Raw genomic sequence first — 17,470 nt, 5'->3', positions numbered from 1 at the left:
GCCTGAAGGGAAGGGAAGGACCCATGGACCGAATGCTCAGCACTCTGCTGGCGGTTCAGCTGACGTGGCACAGTGTTCGACTGCGAAGCGAACGAGGCTCGGTCACCACCGAGCACGTGCTGTGGGCGGTCGCCGTCATCGCGATCGTCGGCATCGTGGTTGCGGCGGTGAGGGCCTATGTCACGACCCAGGCCGGCAACATCAACTAGCCGGGGCAACGAGTCAGGCTCGGCTTCGGTCGAGCTCGTGATCTTGTTGCCGGCGCTCTTCGCGGTGATGTTTCTCGGGATGCAGGCCGCGCTATACCACCACGCCCGCACGGTCGCGATCGCCGCCGCACAGGAGGGCGCCCGGGCCGCAGGCGCGGAATCCGCCCGCGAAGCCGACGGTTCCCGCGCCGCCGAGACGTTCATCGTCCAGGCCGGCGGCGATGACGTCCTTCGCGACGCTGAGACCACCGCGACCCGCACGGCGACCATAGCCACCGTGACGGTGCGAGGCGCCAGCCTGAGCGTCATCCCCGGGTGGAGGCTGACCGTGCGGCAAAGCGCCACGATGCCCGTGGAACGGCTGACCCCACCATGACGGGCCTCGCCCTGCTTGGCCTTGCCATGAGAGGTTCGCGGCCCGAACGGGGCTCGGCCTCGGTCGAGGCCGTGATCGGGGTGCCCGCGTTCATGCTGTTCGTCGGTCTCATCGTCCTGGGCGGGCGGACCGCGACCGCGCACCAGGCTCTGGAGTCCGCCGCGGCCGACGGTGCACGCTCGGCATCCCTGGAACGATCCGCAGGTGAGGCCGCCCGCGCCGCCGAGGCCGCCGCCCGTTCGAGCCTGACCAACCAGCAGATCACCTGCCTCGACATGAGGGTCGCCGTCGACGCCGCCGGGTTCGCCACGGCCGTCGGCCAAGACGCCGGAGTGGCGGTCACGGTCTCCTGCCGCCTCGACCTGGGGGACCTGTCGGTTCCAGGGGTCCCGGGGAGCCGCACCTTGCGAGCGACGATGTCGAGCCCGATCGATACATGGCGGGAGCGACCGTGAGCAGACGTCGTGACGAGGGTGGATCGGTGACGGTGTGGCTGGCCCTGGGCAGCTTCGTGATGATGGCGCTGGTGGGCCTGGCCGTGGATCTGGGAGGTCAGGTCCACGCGCAGCAGCGCGCCCATGACCTAGCGGCCCAAGCAGCGCGGGCCGGCGGGGAGCAGGTACAGACGACTGCCGCCGTGGAGGGCCGCTATGCCCACATCGACGCAGCAGCAGCCCGCACGGCCGCACAGGACTACCTCGCCGCGGCGGGTGTCCGGGGCACCGTGTCGGTCGTGGGCGGGCAGCGGATCGACGTCACCGTCTCCGATGCCTACGACCCCAAGTTCCTGTCCTTGTGGGGCATCAAGCGACTTCCGGTCACTGGAAGCGCTTCGGCACGCCTCGCCCGAACGGTCGGGGGAGCAGAGCAATGACCTCGCTGAAGGACCGCCTGGCCGGTCTGGCCGCTTGCCTGACCCTGATGCTGCTGGTCCTCGGTACACCCGCTGCGCTGATCACGATCGGCGCGCTCCCCGACTGGGGCGACTTCGCGTGGGACCGCTTGAGCAGCCCCGACGACGGCACCCTGGCTCTTGCGGTGATCGGCGTGGTGGCGTGGCTGGCCTGGCTCGTGTTCACCACGTCGGTGGCCGTGGAGCTCGTCGCCCTCATCGGCGGGATCCGTGCCCCGCGACTGCCCGGGCTGCGGCTTCCCCAGGTGAGCGCGAATCGGCTCGTCGCGATCGCCACGCTCCTGTTCGTCGCCGTACCGCCCGTCTCGCAGACGCTCGCCCCACCCCATGGCTTCGCCGCGGCCGCTGGCCCAGTGGCTCAGATGGTGACGCCGGCCAGCTCGCTCACCACCAATCCGCCCTCTACGCCCCCTGCGGCTTCGTCAGTGCCTCGAGCGCGGGAGGACGTCGAGGAGACGGTGCCCTACACGGTGCGGCGCGGCGACAGCCTCTGGAAGATCGCCGAACAGCAGCTCGGCGATGGCCGGCGATTCCACGAGATCGTGTTGCTCAACGAGTCCGTTCTCCATGGCCGGCCCGACTTCATCACCCCGGGCACCGTCCTGCGGATCCCGGCTGTCGCCGCAGCTCCCGAAGGCGAGACCTATGTGGTGCGCCCGGGCGACACCCTGTCCGGAATCGCCCAGGCTCGGCTGGGTGATGCCACGGCCTTCCCGCGGATCATCCAGGCCTCACGACACATCGCGCAGCCCGACGGCGCCCGCCTCACCGACCCCGACGTGATCCGGCCGGGGTGGCGCCTGATGATGCCGACCGGCACCGAGCAGCCGCCCAACCCGGCGGACCGAGCCCCCGCGGACCCACCGCCCAGACCGCCCACCGATGCTCCGCCCGATCCCCCGGCTGATCCCCCGTGGACGGCCCCCGTCGCGCCAATACTCCCCGACTCCGCCGCCGGCAACGACGCCCCCACAGAGCGGTCGAGCAACGCCACCGAGGACGACACCGTCGTGCCCGGCTGGGTCCTGCCCGGGCTCATGGGTGCCGGGGCCCTCCTCGCGGGTTCGCTGCTGCTCGTCCTACGCCGGCAGCGACACACCCAACGACGCTACCGGCGTCCCGGCCGGACGATCGTGCCTCCGCCACTCGAACTACGGGCGGTCGAGAAGTCCGCGCACCTGTCCGGGTCGATCACGGCACCGAGGATCGAGGTCCTCCACCAGGCCCTTCTCCATCTGGCCGCCACGTGCGCGGAGCCTCCCCGTATGGAGAGCATCGAGCTGGCCACGGACCGCATCCGCCTTCACCTGGCCGCTCCCGCCGACCTCGGGGCTCCCTGGCGCGGCGACGCGAGGACCTGGTCGGCCTACCTGGACGACGACTTCGCCAGCGACTCCGGCGACAGTGCGCCGTACCCGCTGCTGGTCAGCCTCGGCCACGGCGAGAACGGCGCCCTCACGCTGGTCAACCTCGAGGAGCTCGGCTCCCTGGCCCTGACCGGGCACGTCGAGGTGGCGATGGCCCTGGGGCGGCACATCGCCACTGAACTGTCGCTGAACCCCTGGTCGGTCCTCGTTGAGATCGACCTCCTCGGCCTCGGCGCCGAACTGGCCACGATGGATCCGATGCGACTGCACCATCACGGCGACACCACCACGGGTTTCTTGGAAGGCATCGCCCGAGAAATCGAAGAGCAGGTCGCGACCACGGAACCCGACCGCTTCCGGGCACTGGTGGCCACGACCGACAGCGACCCGCACACCATCGAGCGGATCGCGAAGATCGTCACCACCTGCGTCGGCCGGCCCGGCGTCGCCGTGGTCACGATCGGCGCTCACCCAGCTGAGGACACCGTCGAGGCCCGCCTGAGCCAGCAGGGCCGACTGAGAATCGATGCCCTGAACCTCCACCTCACCGCAGCCGGGCTCACACCCCAGGAGGCGGCCGCGTGTGCGGCGATCGTCGACCTCACCCGCGACGCCACCGATGAACCCGTACCCGTCGCAACAAGCGATACCGATCCCGAGGAGGCGCTCGTCGACCAGGCGGGAGCCCTACGCCCTGAGGTCACCACAGTGCGCCCGGACGGGCCGGCGGGGTCCTCATCGCTGCTTCCCCTGGAGACAAGGGTCTACGAGGCCACCGCAGCTACCACCGCCGACGACATCGATCGGACCGCCCCGCTGGTCTCGGACCCGGCGAGGAAGGCACTCGATGCGGATCCCGGACTCGACGACGATCTCCGGTTGTGGCGCGCCCCCAGCTCCCCCGTCCCCCGGCTGACCCTGTTGGGCCCGGTCAGCGCGCGGACCAACGGTGAGGCGACAGCGGTCACCCGCCGCAAACCGTTCTACGTCGAGATGCTCAGCTACCTCGTCCTGCATCCCACCGGGGTCACCACTGCCGAGGTCTGTGATGCGTTCGGACTTCGGCCGGACCGGGCCAGGACGGATCTCGGCGTGGTCCGACGCTGGCTCGGCACCGACCCCCGGACCGGCGAAGCTCACCTGCCCAGCGCACGCTCCCGCAACAGCGACCAGGGCCGCGGCACGTCGCTCTACCGTGTCCAGGGCGTCCTGAGCGACCTGGACCTGTTCCGCCGCCTGCGCACCCGCGGACAGAGCCGCGGCGAGGAGGGCATTGCTGACCTCGTGCAGGCGCTCACGCTCGTCACGGGCGAGCCCTTTATCGGGCTACGCCCAGCGGGATGGCACTGGCTCCTGGACGGTGACCGGCTCGACCACATCATGAGCTGTGCCATCGTCGACGTCGCGCACATCGTCACCACGCGCGCCTTGACGACCGAGGACTTCGAGCTCGCCAGGGTGGCAGCCGAGACCGCCTTCCGGGCCGCTCCCGACGACGAGACAGCTCGTCTGGACATGGTCGCTGTCGCCGTCGCCACCGGCCACGCCGATCTCGCCGCTCGACACCTGATCGAGGGGATCTTCGAGCGCAGCGACGACCACCTGGGACCCATCGACCTGCCGGAACGGACAGTAAGGATCGTGCGGCAACGCGGCTGGGATCGCACGCCGCCAGACCCGCATCGTTGACCCACCAACCGCGGTGGACGGGCACCGGAGCACCCGTGGCGAGGCCTCCGGCGACCTTTCGGGAGGAGGCACCTGACCTGCGCAAACGCAACCTACCCCCACCGTTTCGGTGGGCCAGGGGGTAGGAAGTCGGTGATGTGGGCGAGTCACCGTCGAGGGCATGAACAACCCGTCCCCGTCGAGGCCGCGCTGGTCGACCTCCACGATGCTGCAGGTCTCGGCAGACGCCGATCTTCGGACCGCGGCCTTGGGCTATGCCAGCCTCGGCATCCCGGTCTTTCCGTGTGTCGCGGGCGGCAAGCAACCACTGACGCAGAACGGCTTCCGTGACGCCAGCACGTCGGCGCGAGCCGTCGATGCGTGGTGGGCCCGCAACCCGGCCGCGAACATCGGGCTGCCGACCGGTGCGGTCTCCGACGTGCTTGTCGTCGACGTCGACGTCCATCGCGGCGGCAACGGATTCGCGACCTTTGAACGAGCCTGCGCGGCTCACCTCGCCGACGGCTGGGGCTGGCTGGTGCGGACCCCCTCCGGTGGACTGCACGCCTACTACGCGCCCTCGGGAGAGGCGGGACAGCGGTCCTGGCAAGCGCCCAGCGCGCACATCGACTTCCGCGGGGACGGCGGGTACGTCATCGTCCCGCCATCGCGGCTCCAAGCCGCCGGCCGTCCCGTGTCCTACCGCGTGATCGCGGTCGCGCAGCACCAACCGCGACCCATCGACGCCCAGAGCCTTCGTCAGCTCCTCGAGCCGCCGCGCCCGACCCCGCCGCCAAGATCGCTTCCCTGTCTGGGCACTCGACCCGACAAGCTGGCCGATTGGGTCGCCAGCCGCCCCGAAGGGGCCAGAAACCACGGCCTGTTCTGGGCTGCCTGCCGGATGGCCGAGGGCGGACACCGCTACGACACGACGCTGACGCTGCTGGGCGAAGCCGCCCGCTGCGCCGGATTGCACGACCGAGAGACCGAAACGACGATCCGCTCGGCCTATCGGATCGCCTCGCGCCTCTCCCCCGCAAACCACCCGAGCCCGACCACAGTTGAGGCGGTAACCCCGTGAACACCAACGCCTACTACCAGCACCAACCCGCTCCACCCCCCGACCCGCAGCCGGCGACCACCCCTGCGACCGAGGCCGAACTGGCCCCGCTGGCGCGACACGGCGACCCCTCACTGCCCCACCCCGCGGCTGCTGCGAGCCTGCAGCCGGGCGGCGGACGGTCCATCGCCTGGGTGCGACCCAGCGAGCTCGCCACGACGGTGACGAGCCCGCTGCTCAGCCGCGGCGCCGACCTCCAAACCGAAATGGCCCGCCGGGTACGACGGGCCCCGGCCTCGGCAGCACGCGCCGGCGGACGGGTCACGAGATCCGCCATCGCCCGGCCGGCACCGGCGAGTCCCACACCGGAAGGACTCGGGCTGTGAGCGTCGGCTTTCAGACCTCCGAAGGGTTCCGCCGCCTGCTCGTCCGACTGGACGAAGCAGGCTCCGACGCCTGGCGCGACGATGAGGAGGCTGCGGCCCTGATGCGCTTCGCGATGACGAAGTACGGCGCGCTGGCCCGCAAACACGGCCTCGAACCCGACGACGCCGCGGTCGCCGCGTTCGAGGTGATGCGGACCCGGGCGGCACGCACGGCCACCGACCCGTGGGCCGTGGTCACCAGGGCCGTCCAGGTCACGCTGATCGCGGAGGAGCGAGCCAATGGACTGCTCTGCTCGACCGGGCGGGCACGTCGCCTGGCCAACACCGACGACCACGACGCCGAGCGGTTCTGCGACCGCGAGTCCCCGCTGGTGGACTACCACCCTGCGTTCCGGGTCGAGCCCGAGCAGGACCACCTCGACCAGGCCTGCGCCACAGGCGGGCACGGCGAGCAGACGACGGCCTACCAGGCGGTGGATACGGCCGTGGAGCTCTTCGTCGCCCTGGGCTGGCCGCGTGACACCGCGCGGACGGCACTGGACTACGTGTGCGCGCGGCTGATCGAGGCCGGGTCGCGCACCTATGCCCATGAGGTGCTTCGACGAGATCACCACGCTCGGGCCCTGCTCGACCTCGATCGGCGCGCGTGGGCGGCCCTGCTCCGGGTGGTGCTGGGAAGCCCGAACAAGGACCTCACCCATACCGCGGCCGGCCGGGGCCTGCTGCTGAGGCTCCTGATCGACGAGAGACCAGATGAGCTGCTCGCCGATGAGAGGCTCGTCGCGGCCATCCACTCCAGTGCGAGACGCGCGGCGAGGAGGGCCCATGTCTGAGGGCGGCCACATCGAACTGGAGCGCAGCGTCGAATCGATCGCCGTGGGCGTGCGCCACCGCAGCGACCTGGGTGACCTGGCCCCGCTGATCGCGTCGATCGAGAGGCTCGGGCTGCTCCAGCCGATCACCATCGCACCCGACGGCACGCTGCTGTGTGGGCGACGTCGCCTGGAAGCGATCCGGCAACTCAAGTGGCAAACAGTCAAGGTCTGGGTCCGCTCAGGTCTCTCCGACGAGCTCAACAGCCTGCTGGCGCAGCAGGACGAGAACCTGCTCCACAAGCCGTTCTCGGTCATCGAGGCCGCCGCCCTGTACCGCGAACTCAAGACCGTGCTCGCCGAGGACGCGGCCCGCCGGCAGCAGGCAACCCGCTTCGGCGCCGCCCCTGCGGGGGCCTCGGACGGTGGTGCCGAATCGGCACCACCGTCGCGACCTGGGAAGACGCGCAATCGGGCCGCGGAACTCGTCACCGGCTCAGCCGCCTACAACCGCCTGGAGCAGGTCAGCGAGATCGAGGACATCGTGGCCGACGAGGATCAGCCCGAACCCATCCGCGACCTGGCCCAGAACGCGCTGGGCAACATCGCCAGCGGCGCCGCGGTGAACCCCTGGTTCAAGGAGATCTCCACCATCAAGCACAGCGCGGCCTCACAAAGCGGCGAAGTGGACGAGCTCCATCGGCTTGCGAGCGAAGCGCTCGAGCGCGTCAGCCAGCCCGCCAAACACCGGCCGAAGCCGCCGCCGCTGCGTCGCAAGCGCTCGACTCGCTCGTTCGTGCACACCTGGACCGACATGGACGGCTGGTCCTCGCGCTACGACCCGGCGGAGATCGGTGCAGCACTCACCGCGGACGAGTGGGCGCTGTTCGAGCGGGTGCTCGCGGAGACGGCCACCTTCCACCACCAGGCGCGCACCGCCCGTAGCGGCCGTGGTGCTGGCGTCGCGGTCTAAAAAGGTCATCAGGATGTTCCGCTCGCTGGCCCCGCAACCGCCTCGTCGACGTCGCATCCTGATCATTGCGCTCGGGGTGGCCGTCGTGGCTGCGGCGCTGGGGGCTTGGCTCGCCCTCACCCACCCCGACACGACGGCTTCTCCGCCTCCCCCGGCCGCGAGCGAGGCCGATGGACGAACCCATGCTGCGGCCACCACCCCGGAGACCAGGCTCGCGGTGCTCGAGGCAATCCCTGCGACCGCCGACCCAGTGGTCTTCGCCGAGTCCGTGGCCCAGGGGCTGTTCGAGTGGGACACCACCGCTGCGTTCGCACTGAGCGACTACACCGGGCGGATGCTCACCGTCGCCGACCCGACCGGGCAGGAATCGCCCGGTCTGGTCAGCGACATTGCGGGCTACCTCCCCACCGCCCAGGCGTGGGCGTTCCTGACGCCGTACTACACGCGGCAGTGGCTCGAGATCTCCTCGGTCGAGGTGCCGGATCTGTGGGAGCAAGCCCTAGCTGAAGCCGGCCAACTGTTGTCGCCGGGGACAACGGCGTACACGATCCGCGGCGCCCGCCATCGCTCCGGGATCTGGGAGGGCGAGCCCGTCGCCTCCGAGCACGCGGTGGCTTTCACCGTCTTCATCGTCTGCGAGCCGTCGTACCCGACCTGCCATCTGCTGAGGCTCTCACGCCTCGATGAGCCGCTGGATTGAGCGATGCTCAAGTCCGCGGTCGGCCTCGGCCTGGGTATTTTGTTCTTCGGACCGGCGGCATTCCTCGTGGGCGTGGGTGTCCTGCTCAACCCGTCGGCGCAGGCGTCGTGCCTCCCCAAGGCAGGCGTCGCCGTCGCTCAGCTGCCCCATCGCCTCGTCGCCACCACAGCTGACGGCACGGCCGTCACCCTCAGTCGCTCGCAGCTCGTGCACGCAGCGACGGTGATTACCATCGGTGGCCGTACCCCCGGCGTCGACCGGACGGGGATCAAGGTGGCGCTGATGGCGGCGCTCACCGAGTCGTCCCTGAAGATGCTGGGCAACTCCACCGCCTATCCGGAGTCGGCGTCCCTCCCCCACGACGGCGATGGCTCGGACCACGACTCGCTCGGCATGTTCCAGATGCGGCCGAGCACCGGCTGGGGCACCGTGCAGCAGCTGATGGACCCCGACTATCAGGCACGAGCCTTCTTCGGCGGACCCCACGGTCCCAACCACGGCTCACCCCGCGGCCTCCTCGACATACCCGGCTGGCAGCAGCTGGCGCCGGGCGTGGCGGCCCAGTCAGTTGAGGCCTCGGCCTTCCCGGACCGCTACGCAAATTTCGAGCCCGTCGCCGAGTCGATCCTGCGCACCCTTTCCAGCCCCGACCACAGCGGCGCTGACGGTGGTCCGGTGCCGGTCGCGGAGTCGACCCGGATGGTGTTCCCGCTGCCCGCCGGGACGTGGATTCGCACTGACACCTTCGGGCCTCGCACCGACCCCGTCACCGGAGAGCCCAGCGTGCACACTGGTGTCGACTACGCGGCCGCGGCAGGGACTCCGATCCTGGCCGTCGCCGACGGCCGCGTCGTCTTCGCCGGGCCCGTGTCCTCCGGGTATGCCCACCTGATCCTCATCCAGCACACCATCGATGCACGAACCGTGGTCTCGGGCTACGCCCACATGTACCGCGACGCCATCCACGTGCAGGAGAACCAGACCGTCGCGGCGGGGCAGCACATCGCCGACGTAGGCGCAGACGGCAAGGCAACCGGACCACACCTGCACTTCGAGATCAGGCTCGGAGGGCCCTTCTCGGCAGCGATCGACCCCGAACGGTGGCTCACCAGCCGTGGAGCCGCGAACCTCCCGCCCGGCTCCACGGCCAGCAAGGCAGCCTGCGGCTCCGACTCGCCGACGCAAGCTGCGCCCTACGCTGGCACCGACCCCAACCGATTCGTCGACGACCCGACGTCCCCCGGCCGAATCACCGCGAGGACGGCCTACGTGCTCGCCCAGATGCAAGCGCACTTCCCCAGCAGCTCGTGGGCCTGCTGGCGCGAGGGCGGCTCCTCTTCGGAACACCCTGTTGGTCGCGCCTGCGACGGAACCTTCGACAACACGATCGGCGAGCCCGCGCGAGGGCACGCGCTCACCCTGGGGTGGCGGGTCACGAACTGGCTCAAGGCCAACGCCCACACACTCGGGATCGAGTACCTGATCTGGCAAGGACGAATCTGGTCGGTAGCCCGCGGTGCGGAAGGCTGGCGGCCCTACGACGGCGGCGGTATGCACGATGCCGCCTCCGTGACCGGCGGGCACTTCGACCACCTGCACTGGACAGCGGCGAACGCCGCTACCGCAACGGCAGAGCGAAGCCCCGCCCCGTAAGTCTGAGGTCGGGCATTCGCGGTGGAATGCAGTCTTGGAGCCCGTGTTTGCGGGCGTCGTTAGCTCGCCCCCCCCCCCCCCCCCGGGCGATAGGCCACCCACAGCACGTGCGGACGCACGCCCGCCGTGTCCCCGACGTCACCCCCTGTCCGCCGTAGTGCCTTCTTACGGCGGCACAAACCCGCGCACCTTGTCAGCGAAGACCGACGTCCGCCACGTCGCCGTACCCAGCGTCACCTCGACCCGCACTGACCCAAAGCCGACCAGCCACCGGCCGCCATCCGGATTTCCTCTGTCCGACGCAACCCAGGATTCTGAGGCAAAATGGCGGCATGTCGGCTCGAGGAGATCTCCCGTGAGCGGGGACGGGCTTTTCCACATCGGGTCTGACGGGCAGTTGGTCGCGATGTCTGTGACGCCTTACGAGGCTGAAGAGGTCCTGCAGGCCCTTCTGGAGACCCACCCTGACCTTCTCGCAGGTGGCCAGATGTCTCCGGAGGCTCCGCGTCGTTGGGCGTTGGTTAAGCGGGAGCAGGGTGTTCCCGACCGGGACGACTCGGGCTCGCGGTGGAGCGTCGACCACCTGTTCGTCGACCAGGACGCCGTTCCGACTCTCGTGGAGGTCAAGCGATCGACCGACACCAGAATCCGGCGGGAAGTCGTTGGGCAGATGCTTGACTACGCCGCCAATGGCGTCCGGTACTGGCCAGTTGACAGTCTGCGTGTTGCGTTCGAGATGACGCAGAAGGACCTCGGCCAGGAGCCGGACGACGTACTGGCGTCACTTTGTGAAAGCCACGATGTGGCCATCCCCGAGTTCTTCGCGCAGGTCGGCGACAACCTGCGGGCGGGCCGCATCAGGATGGTCTTCGTCGCGGATGTGATCCCAGATGAGCTCATGCGGATCACGGAGTTCCTCAACGAGCAGATGAGCCCAGCCGAAGTCTTTGCCGTCGAGGTCAAGCAATACCGTGCGGAGGGATATGAGGGGACCGTCATCGTTCCTGCCGTCTACGGCCGCACAGCAGCTGCCAGCACGAAGAGCAGTCCGCGCCGTCCTCCTGATCGCGCCGCTGCGCTCGCGGCTTCGAAGCCCGCGACACTGCGCGCCATGCAACTGCTTGACGAACTGGCGGAGGAGCTGGACTTGGTCGTGCACCAGACACCGGGTGCCGCACTCCTGAAGACACCTGGCCGCGGGTCGGTCGCCAACGTCTACTTGGCCGCTTGGGACACCCTCGACATCGCTCTTCAGCCGATGCGGGATCGAGGCTGGGACCGGGAGGCGGACACCGTCTATGCGGCGCTGAGCGGCATGACTTCAAAGAAGCTCACGCTCAAGAATCCGACGATGCCCACGGATGATGCGGTGGCCAACTGGGACCGTCTGCGGCCCATCCTCGTGGACATCGCAGAGTTGTACTTGTCGACCGAGTAGGGCGCTACGTATCGACGCACTGCCGGACGCACGCACGCCGCACGCCGCACGGGCAGATGCGATAGCAGATTGTCGCGTGCCGAGCCATCATCTCAATGTGCCAGATCAAATCACATCTCGACGGGTCAAGCGTCACCGCTTAGCCGCATGGATCCATCTCGCGAACGCCCGCTTGACGGCCCTTGAAAAAGCTGACCAACGGATGACGGCAGCAGGATTGGCCACGAGGTATCGGGTCAACCTCCACCGGGAGGGGAGACACGACGAGTGGCAGGAGGCCGCCCTCACGCGGCCCGGGATCCTCACTCATGGACATCTGTGGGATGTGCAGAGTGCCACATACCTACTGGTCGTAGTCTTGGCTCAGATCGAGAAGGTTCGCTCTCTACTGCCCACCGATGGCATACCTGGGTACCCAGATAGCCGAGATCTCCGACTGTGGCGCAAGGTGCTCGAGCACTGGGAAGACGATGCGGGACCTTCGTTGGGAAGGTTGCTTAGCTCGCAGCCGGGCTTCGACAGTTCGACCATTCACTACGGTGGTTCTCAGACCTCCATCGGACATCTCTCGACAAATCAGGTCAGGGTGTGGTTAGGCGAAGTTCTGACCGCTATCGAGGAAGCATCGGTGAGAGACGAACAGGAAATTCCGCGACCTGACACCCCAGTCTACGCCGACGAACCTGGGCGAGATCCAGACTGAGTCTGTCGCTCACCGGATCGTGGCGAAGTGACGCCAACTCGCGAGGAAGGTGTCGGGGCGCTTCTCAGGTAGCGTCACACCGCTCATTCATCACCGACGTCGGACGCGAGTAGCGCGCAGCCTCGCGCACACTCCTTGCGAACTCCTGCTCTTCGCCTCGTGTTCGCTAGTACGTTCTCGTGGACCCGGATGGGGCCTTGACACTTGGGACAGCTCTCGTCGTCGAGTAGGCGCGATTCGGTGATACTCACCAACGTAGGCGCGTCAAGCCCGTATTGTCGCGTCGAGCGCTGCTGAGGGGACAGGCGGATCGACACGCCCGCTACCGGCCGCGAGCAACTGGATCGCATTCCCCGCCCGCAGGACGTATCTCCGGCGTCCATCATGCATACTCAGCGAGCCTACGACCTCGCGAAGAGAGAGCAAACATGGATTTGGGGGAGTTCCTGACCGACTACGGGCCTTGGATCGGCGCCATCGGCACTGTCGTCACCATACTCGCTCTGGGATTCGCGTTCTGGGCGTGGGCGCGACCAAAGAAAGGCCGCCTTCTGTGCGCTGTTGACGATGTTCCGCTAGGTCTCCCTGAGGACCACGAACTTGAAGTGCGGTTTCGAGGCGACATGGTCGAACGTCCCCGTATCGTGACGGTCACTCTTGTGACTGGAAGAGGAACAGATCTGACGCCTGCAAACTTTGACGGGGGCCACCTGACCATCGTGGGTCACGGGATTGATGTGATCGGGCCTATTGGCAGGTTAAAGTCGGGTTCGCAGATCTCCCATGCGGAGAATGGCGACACCAACGACATTTCGACGATCTGTCTAAACCCCTGCATTGTCCAGTCAGGACGCCCGATCGAATTCTCGTTCTTAGCAAGCTGGAAGGTGGATTGGGCACCCAAGGCACCACCTCCACCGAGGGTCACCACCCGCCTTCGGGCTGGGATGGGAATGCTGTCTGCAGAGATCGAATCGACGGTAGAACCCGGACCGACCCCGTTCTTCGAAATCGACGCCAAACTGGGGAACTTCAAGATCGTGACACCGGATCAGGTTGCGCAGCAGCGCGGCCGACTCACAGACATCCTTATCGGAGCTGCCGCTGTCGGACGGCTTTGAAGCTCATCTTGTGTCAGCAGACCCGACCACGCACGCTCGGGTCACTAATCACCTAGTTCCGGACAGCACCCTGACAACTTGGAACAACGGTCTCCCAGACTGACCACCTGCGACAGAATCTGCCGATGTACAGTACGGACCCGCCGGCAGGAGGACAGCATGGAGCGCATCGCAGCGGATCCCCCCCGAGCCGTGACCGATGCGCTGGAGGCTCTCCTGCAGACGTCCACCGAGAGCAAGCCACCCGCCGCGCAGGCGTTGGGCAGATCGACCGCCGCGCGGTACCTGTGGCCGGGTCTCGCCCCGTCCGCGGCCGTGCAAACCGCCATCGGTTCGATGGCACGTCGCCTCGTCGTCGACCACCAGCTCTCCATCGGCGACGACGAGGCGTTCGAGCTGTACTGCCGCGCCCTCGTCCACGTCATGCTCGACGCCGCCGACGAGACGGATCCCGACGGCCCGAGACGCTGGGCACAGGCTGCACTCGTCCTGCTCGGTTGCGCGCCAGAGAACTACTACAGCGCACTTCGCGAACCTGAGGGTGCCGAGGTGTGGCACCCGCTGGGCCTGACCCGAGCCCAGATCCGTGCCAACCTCGTCGATGCGAGAGCCGCGCGCGCGGCTGAGGCAGGAAGATCCGGACGGCCCTCCGAAGGTCTTCGGACCACGGGAGACCCAGTGCGCTGGTTCGATGCTCGATTCGACCACAACCTCATCAACACTCGGCGGGTCCTAGTCACCTTCCTGCTCGCAAGGAAGACAAACGGCCAGCTCACGTACAACAGCTACGGAACAGGCCTCCGACCGCGGATCACCGAGCTTGCTCTGGAGCTGCACGAAGCCGTCAGCACCAGCCTCCGGGACCCGGATCACGTACGGCGTGTCCTGGCGTCCACGAACCAGCCTGCGCCCGGGTTCGAGCCCGCGTCCGCGTCCGCGTCCGGCGCCAGTCCCCAGCCTCCTCGGCCTTCGACAGCGGACGGTGAGGTCGGCGCAGTCGCGGCAAGCGAAACCGAGCCTCCATCGGTTTCTCGACGGGCCCGCCTCCCATCGCGACTCCGCGACGGAAAGGTCCTCATGGCTGGAGTCGCGAGCGTCGCCGCCGTCACGACGTTCGTCGTCGCGCCGGACACATGGACCCGCTCGGGTCTCTCGATGCCGTCCGGAGAGAATCACAGTGCGCGCGACAACATGGTCGGCCCTCCGCCGCCCGAGCCGACGACGCCACTCGTGGGAGATCTTTCGATCAGACCTTTGCCACGAAAGCCCACCCCGTCATGGTCGGCCGGGACCCGTACAGACGCACCCGTAATTGCGCAGCCATTCGTCAGCTGGGCAAGCGACATGGTCCTGAGCGACCGCTTCGAGCTGCGCCTCGAGCTGCGCAATCCCACCGATGAGGCGATCACGGGAGTAGCCGTCCAGATCCAGTCGGAGGTCAGTGCGAACCAGCCGGAGGATCTCAGCTCCCCGGCCGCGAGGCTCGAGGCGCGATTGATGACCAGCGATACCGACGGGGCCTTCGTTATCCCCCTCGACCGGGCGCCCGCGGAGGTGAACGAGGACGGGGCGATCACCTACGAGCCCGCCTCGGTCATCATCTCCACTCCGGACAACTCATGGGATTCGTGCTCCCACGGTGGCGACGTCCTCATCGACGGGGACGCCCGAATTCGGACCACGTGGAAGGATGATGAGAGTAGCGGCAGCGTCGTGGCCGAGGTCGCCTCACTCCAGGTGCCGGAAACGAGCAACGAGGACGACCGCATCCTCGGCCGGTACGTCGTGGGAGAGGTTGGCGCACACGAGACAGTGGTCGTTCTCGCCAAGGCGACGTTCTGGCTTGAGAACATGGGGGATCACTCGCTCAACAGGGGTGCCAATCTCGACGTGGGTGTCGGTGACCACGACTGGACGCCGCTGGACTCAGCGACTGTTGGCGACAAGGTCACGACCCTCGTCCAGCTGCACGACAGCAGCTGCAACACAAGCGAGGGCATGCACACGGTCCAGCTGCGCAGCCGAGTGACGCGCGACGGGGTGATGGAGATCAGCGCCGTCGCCGACGAGGGCTTCGAGACCGACGAGGACCGTGACGGCGAGGACGGCGTTGACCTCGGCACCGCACGCATCAACCTCGTCGGGGTCGGATCCGCACGTCTGGTGCCCGTGCCAGGCTCCTCCCGTCTGTACGGCCAGCGCATCATCGACCCGGGCACCGATCGAGCGCGTTGCACGCCTCGACCCGTGGAGCTCGAGGAGCTGTCCGACGGTATTGCGCAGGCCGGGGTGCGCGTGCCGGTGGCAGGCTACGTCCCTTTCGAACCGTGCCACTCGCACACCAGGTGGGTGATGACCGATTTTCGCGTGGTCCGTGACTAGTACTCCCACCAGGCTGCTCCTCGCGACATTCGGAGGAGTGGTCTGCGGACTGCTGGTGCACGCCGTGCTCGGTCCCGCGCCGCCGGGCAGCTCCGGTGGCAACGGATCCTCGATCAGCATTAACGAGGGACAGCAAGACCAGGCCAAGGCGGTGTGCCGCCAGAGCCTCGGAGTGTCGTCGCGCGACGTCGACCAGATGTGGGGCATGACCACCCCAGAGAAGGACCTCACCGTCCACGTCGCGACGGCTGGTAGCACCCGGGTCGTGTGTGTCCGTGCGGTCGTGGAGGGGACGCTGGTGGAGTCCGTGTACCCAGATCCCGGCGTCTACGTGCCAGATGCCGAGGACCCGGCCCACGTGCTCGTCCGCTCGGACCGCACGTATTTGGTCGTCGGTGGTGTTTCCGGCGAGGACTCGACCACCCCCTACGTCAGTTTGAGGGCGAGGGACGCGGACGGCGACGAGCTCGGGTCGGTCGCGTGGGCGGACGACCATCTCTTCGTCGGATACGCCACGGATGTGGTCGTAACGGGTGCGGCGGGAGACATCCGGCTCGAGATCGGCTCCGGCGCTGAGCCGGTCGTCCGCGAGCTCGGGGACGCCGACTGGAGCTTCGTCGGCGACAGCGAGTAGGACGAGTCTCCCCGGCCGACAGGACGACTTGCATTCGCCTGCATCGAGTCCGAGGCAAGTCGAGCCTGCATGTGCACGCCTGCATCTCGGGACGAGGGGCAGCAGATAGATGCATGCGTTGCCGGCACGTTTCGGCCGTGCGCAGACTCGGGGCACGGGAGTGCGGCTCCCACGTCTTTCGATGAGGTCCGAGCGCGCACGCAGCGACCCGGAAATCTGACCTCCGGGTCGCACGGCCAGCCGTCCCAGCCCAGTGCAGTCACAGGAAGGTATCGAGATGACCAATCCCACACTAGCGGTGCCCGCCCCGGGGGACCCGAACGGCGGAAGGCGACAAAGCCGCCGCAGCGCGCTCCCGTCGAACTTCGTCATCGTGAACCCGGCGCACGTCGACCAGATGAGCTCGGCACAGCTGCGCGAGATCGTCGCTGACCTCGCCGGCGGCGCGGTCGTGTGGTTCCCGTCGGACTGCTCGTACGCCTTGGGCGTCGATCCGCGCAGCGACCTCGGTGTCGCCGCGCTCGACGAGCTCCTCGACCACCGCGGTCAGCCAATCCCGGTGTCGGTCGCCTACGACTCTATGGCTGCGAGGATCATCAGGTTCACCTCGACGGTCATCACGCTGTCGGGGTTCTGGCCCGGCGGGCTCGGCATCCACACCAAGCCCGCGAGCGCCTTCGGCCGGGAGCTCGGTCGGCGGCTACACGCTCCCCACGGGGTCGTGGTCCGGGTGAGCCAGTCGGTCATCGAGCGACAGCTCAGCGCGACGTCCGGCCTCCCCATCACCTCGGCAGCCCTGCGTGACCACGAGGGCCGGATCGTCTCTGACGTGACGGCGGCACTAGAGATTGCGCTTCGGTTGCACGAGGAGCGCACGCCGCGGACGAGGACATACTTCATCCGGCAGGTGCGGCGCGGCCCGGCGAGACTGCTCCAGCACTCGACGATGCTCTCCGTTGGCAAGGTCGAGGGCACCGTGGAGGTGATCCGGCGTGGTTCGCTCGAGGTCGAAGACCTCCAGCGTGCCGTCCGGTCCCAGGCCGGTGTCGACTGGAGCGACGCGACGTGAGGCGGC

At 68.1% G+C, this 17,470-nt stretch carries 15 protein-coding genes; all 15 read left to right on the top strand.

Annotation, left to right across the window (positions count from 1 at the left end; translation table 11 throughout):
• Nucleotides 1–23 precede the first annotated feature (23 nt).
• Nucleotides 24–209, top strand: coding sequence for a hypothetical protein (locus AC6EI4_RS16140; protein WP_498425267.1), 186 nt, complete (start codon nt 24–26; stop codon nt 207–209).
• Nucleotides 178–585, top strand: a complete 408-nt coding sequence (locus tag AC6EI4_RS16135) for a TadE family protein (RefSeq protein ID WP_498452090.1) — start codon at nt 178–180, stop codon at nt 583–585. Before AC6EI4_RS16140 ends, AC6EI4_RS16135 begins: the two co-directional genes overlap by 32 nt.
• Nucleotides 582–1,040, top strand: coding sequence for a TadE/TadG family type IV pilus assembly protein (locus tag AC6EI4_RS16130; RefSeq protein ID WP_498452089.1), 459 nt, complete (start codon nt 582–584; stop codon nt 1,038–1,040). Before AC6EI4_RS16135 ends, AC6EI4_RS16130 begins: the two co-directional genes overlap by 4 nt.
• On the top strand, nt 1,037–1,459 hold the full coding sequence (locus AC6EI4_RS16125; protein ID WP_498452088.1) for a TadE/TadG family type IV pilus assembly protein: 423 nt from the start codon (nt 1,037–1,039) through the stop codon (nt 1,457–1,459). Before AC6EI4_RS16130 ends, AC6EI4_RS16125 begins: the two co-directional genes overlap by 4 nt.
• Nucleotides 1,456–4,554: a LysM peptidoglycan-binding domain-containing protein gene (locus tag AC6EI4_RS16120; protein WP_498452087.1), complete on the top strand. Its 3,099-nt coding sequence runs from the start codon at nt 1,456–1,458 to the stop codon at nt 4,552–4,554. Before AC6EI4_RS16125 ends, AC6EI4_RS16120 begins: the two co-directional genes overlap by 4 nt.
• Nucleotides 4,555–4,714: 160 nt before the next feature.
• Nucleotides 4,715–5,614 (top strand): bifunctional DNA primase/polymerase, encoded by a 900-nt coding sequence (locus AC6EI4_RS16115; RefSeq protein ID WP_498452086.1) that lies wholly within the window; start codon nt 4,715–4,717, stop codon nt 5,612–5,614.
• 361 nt (nt 5,615–5,975) lie between these two features.
• Entirely contained in the window at nt 5,976–6,812 is an 837-nt protein-coding gene (locus AC6EI4_RS16110; protein ID WP_498452085.1) for a serine/arginine repetitive matrix protein 2, read from the top strand.
• Nucleotides 6,805–7,764 carry a ParB N-terminal domain-containing protein gene (locus tag AC6EI4_RS16105; RefSeq protein ID WP_498452084.1) on the top strand — a complete coding sequence of 320 codons (960 nt, stop codon included), beginning with the start codon at nt 6,805–6,807 and terminating at the stop codon, nt 7,762–7,764. The genes AC6EI4_RS16110 and AC6EI4_RS16105 overlap by 8 nt, the downstream gene beginning before the upstream one ends.
• Nucleotides 7,765–7,777: 13 nt before the next feature.
• Nucleotides 7,778–8,464: a hypothetical protein gene (locus AC6EI4_RS16100; RefSeq protein ID WP_498452083.1), complete on the top strand. Its 687-nt coding sequence runs from the start codon at nt 7,778–7,780 to the stop codon at nt 8,462–8,464.
• A 3-nt stretch (nt 8,465–8,467) separates the two neighbouring features.
• Nucleotides 8,468–10,117, top strand: a complete 1,650-nt coding sequence (locus tag AC6EI4_RS16095) for a M23 family metallopeptidase (protein WP_498452082.1) — start codon at nt 8,468–8,470, stop codon at nt 10,115–10,117.
• A gap of 355 nt (nt 10,118–10,472) precedes the next feature.
• Nucleotides 10,473–11,555 (top strand): hypothetical protein, encoded by a 1,083-nt coding sequence (locus tag AC6EI4_RS16090; RefSeq protein WP_498452081.1) that lies wholly within the window; start codon nt 10,473–10,475, stop codon nt 11,553–11,555.
• Nucleotides 11,556–12,686: 1,131 nt separating this feature from the next.
• A complete protein-coding gene (locus AC6EI4_RS16085) occupies nt 12,687–13,379 on the top strand; it encodes a hypothetical protein (protein WP_498452080.1) in 693 nt (230 codons plus the stop codon).
• A gap of 159 nt (nt 13,380–13,538) precedes the next feature.
• Nucleotides 13,539–15,761 carry a hypothetical protein gene (locus AC6EI4_RS16080; protein WP_498452079.1) on the top strand — a complete coding sequence of 741 codons (2,223 nt, stop codon included), beginning with the start codon at nt 13,539–13,541 and terminating at the stop codon, nt 15,759–15,761.
• Between the two features lie 205 nt (nt 15,762–15,966).
• Complete coding sequence (locus AC6EI4_RS16075; RefSeq protein ID WP_498452078.1) at nt 15,967–16,395, top strand: hypothetical protein; 429 nt, start codon at nt 15,967–15,969, stop codon at nt 16,393–16,395.
• Between the two features lie 253 nt (nt 16,396–16,648).
• Nucleotides 16,649–17,464 carry a Sua5/YciO/YrdC/YwlC family protein gene (locus AC6EI4_RS16070; RefSeq protein WP_498452077.1) on the top strand — a complete coding sequence of 272 codons (816 nt, stop codon included), beginning with the start codon at nt 16,649–16,651 and terminating at the stop codon, nt 17,462–17,464.
• Nucleotides 17,465–17,470 lie beyond the last annotated feature (6 nt).

This window comes from Nocardioides sp. Z43_10 (genome assembly GCF_059766615.1).
Note: the sequence above shows the minus strand (reverse complement) of the source record. Positions and strands in the feature narration are given on the sequence as shown.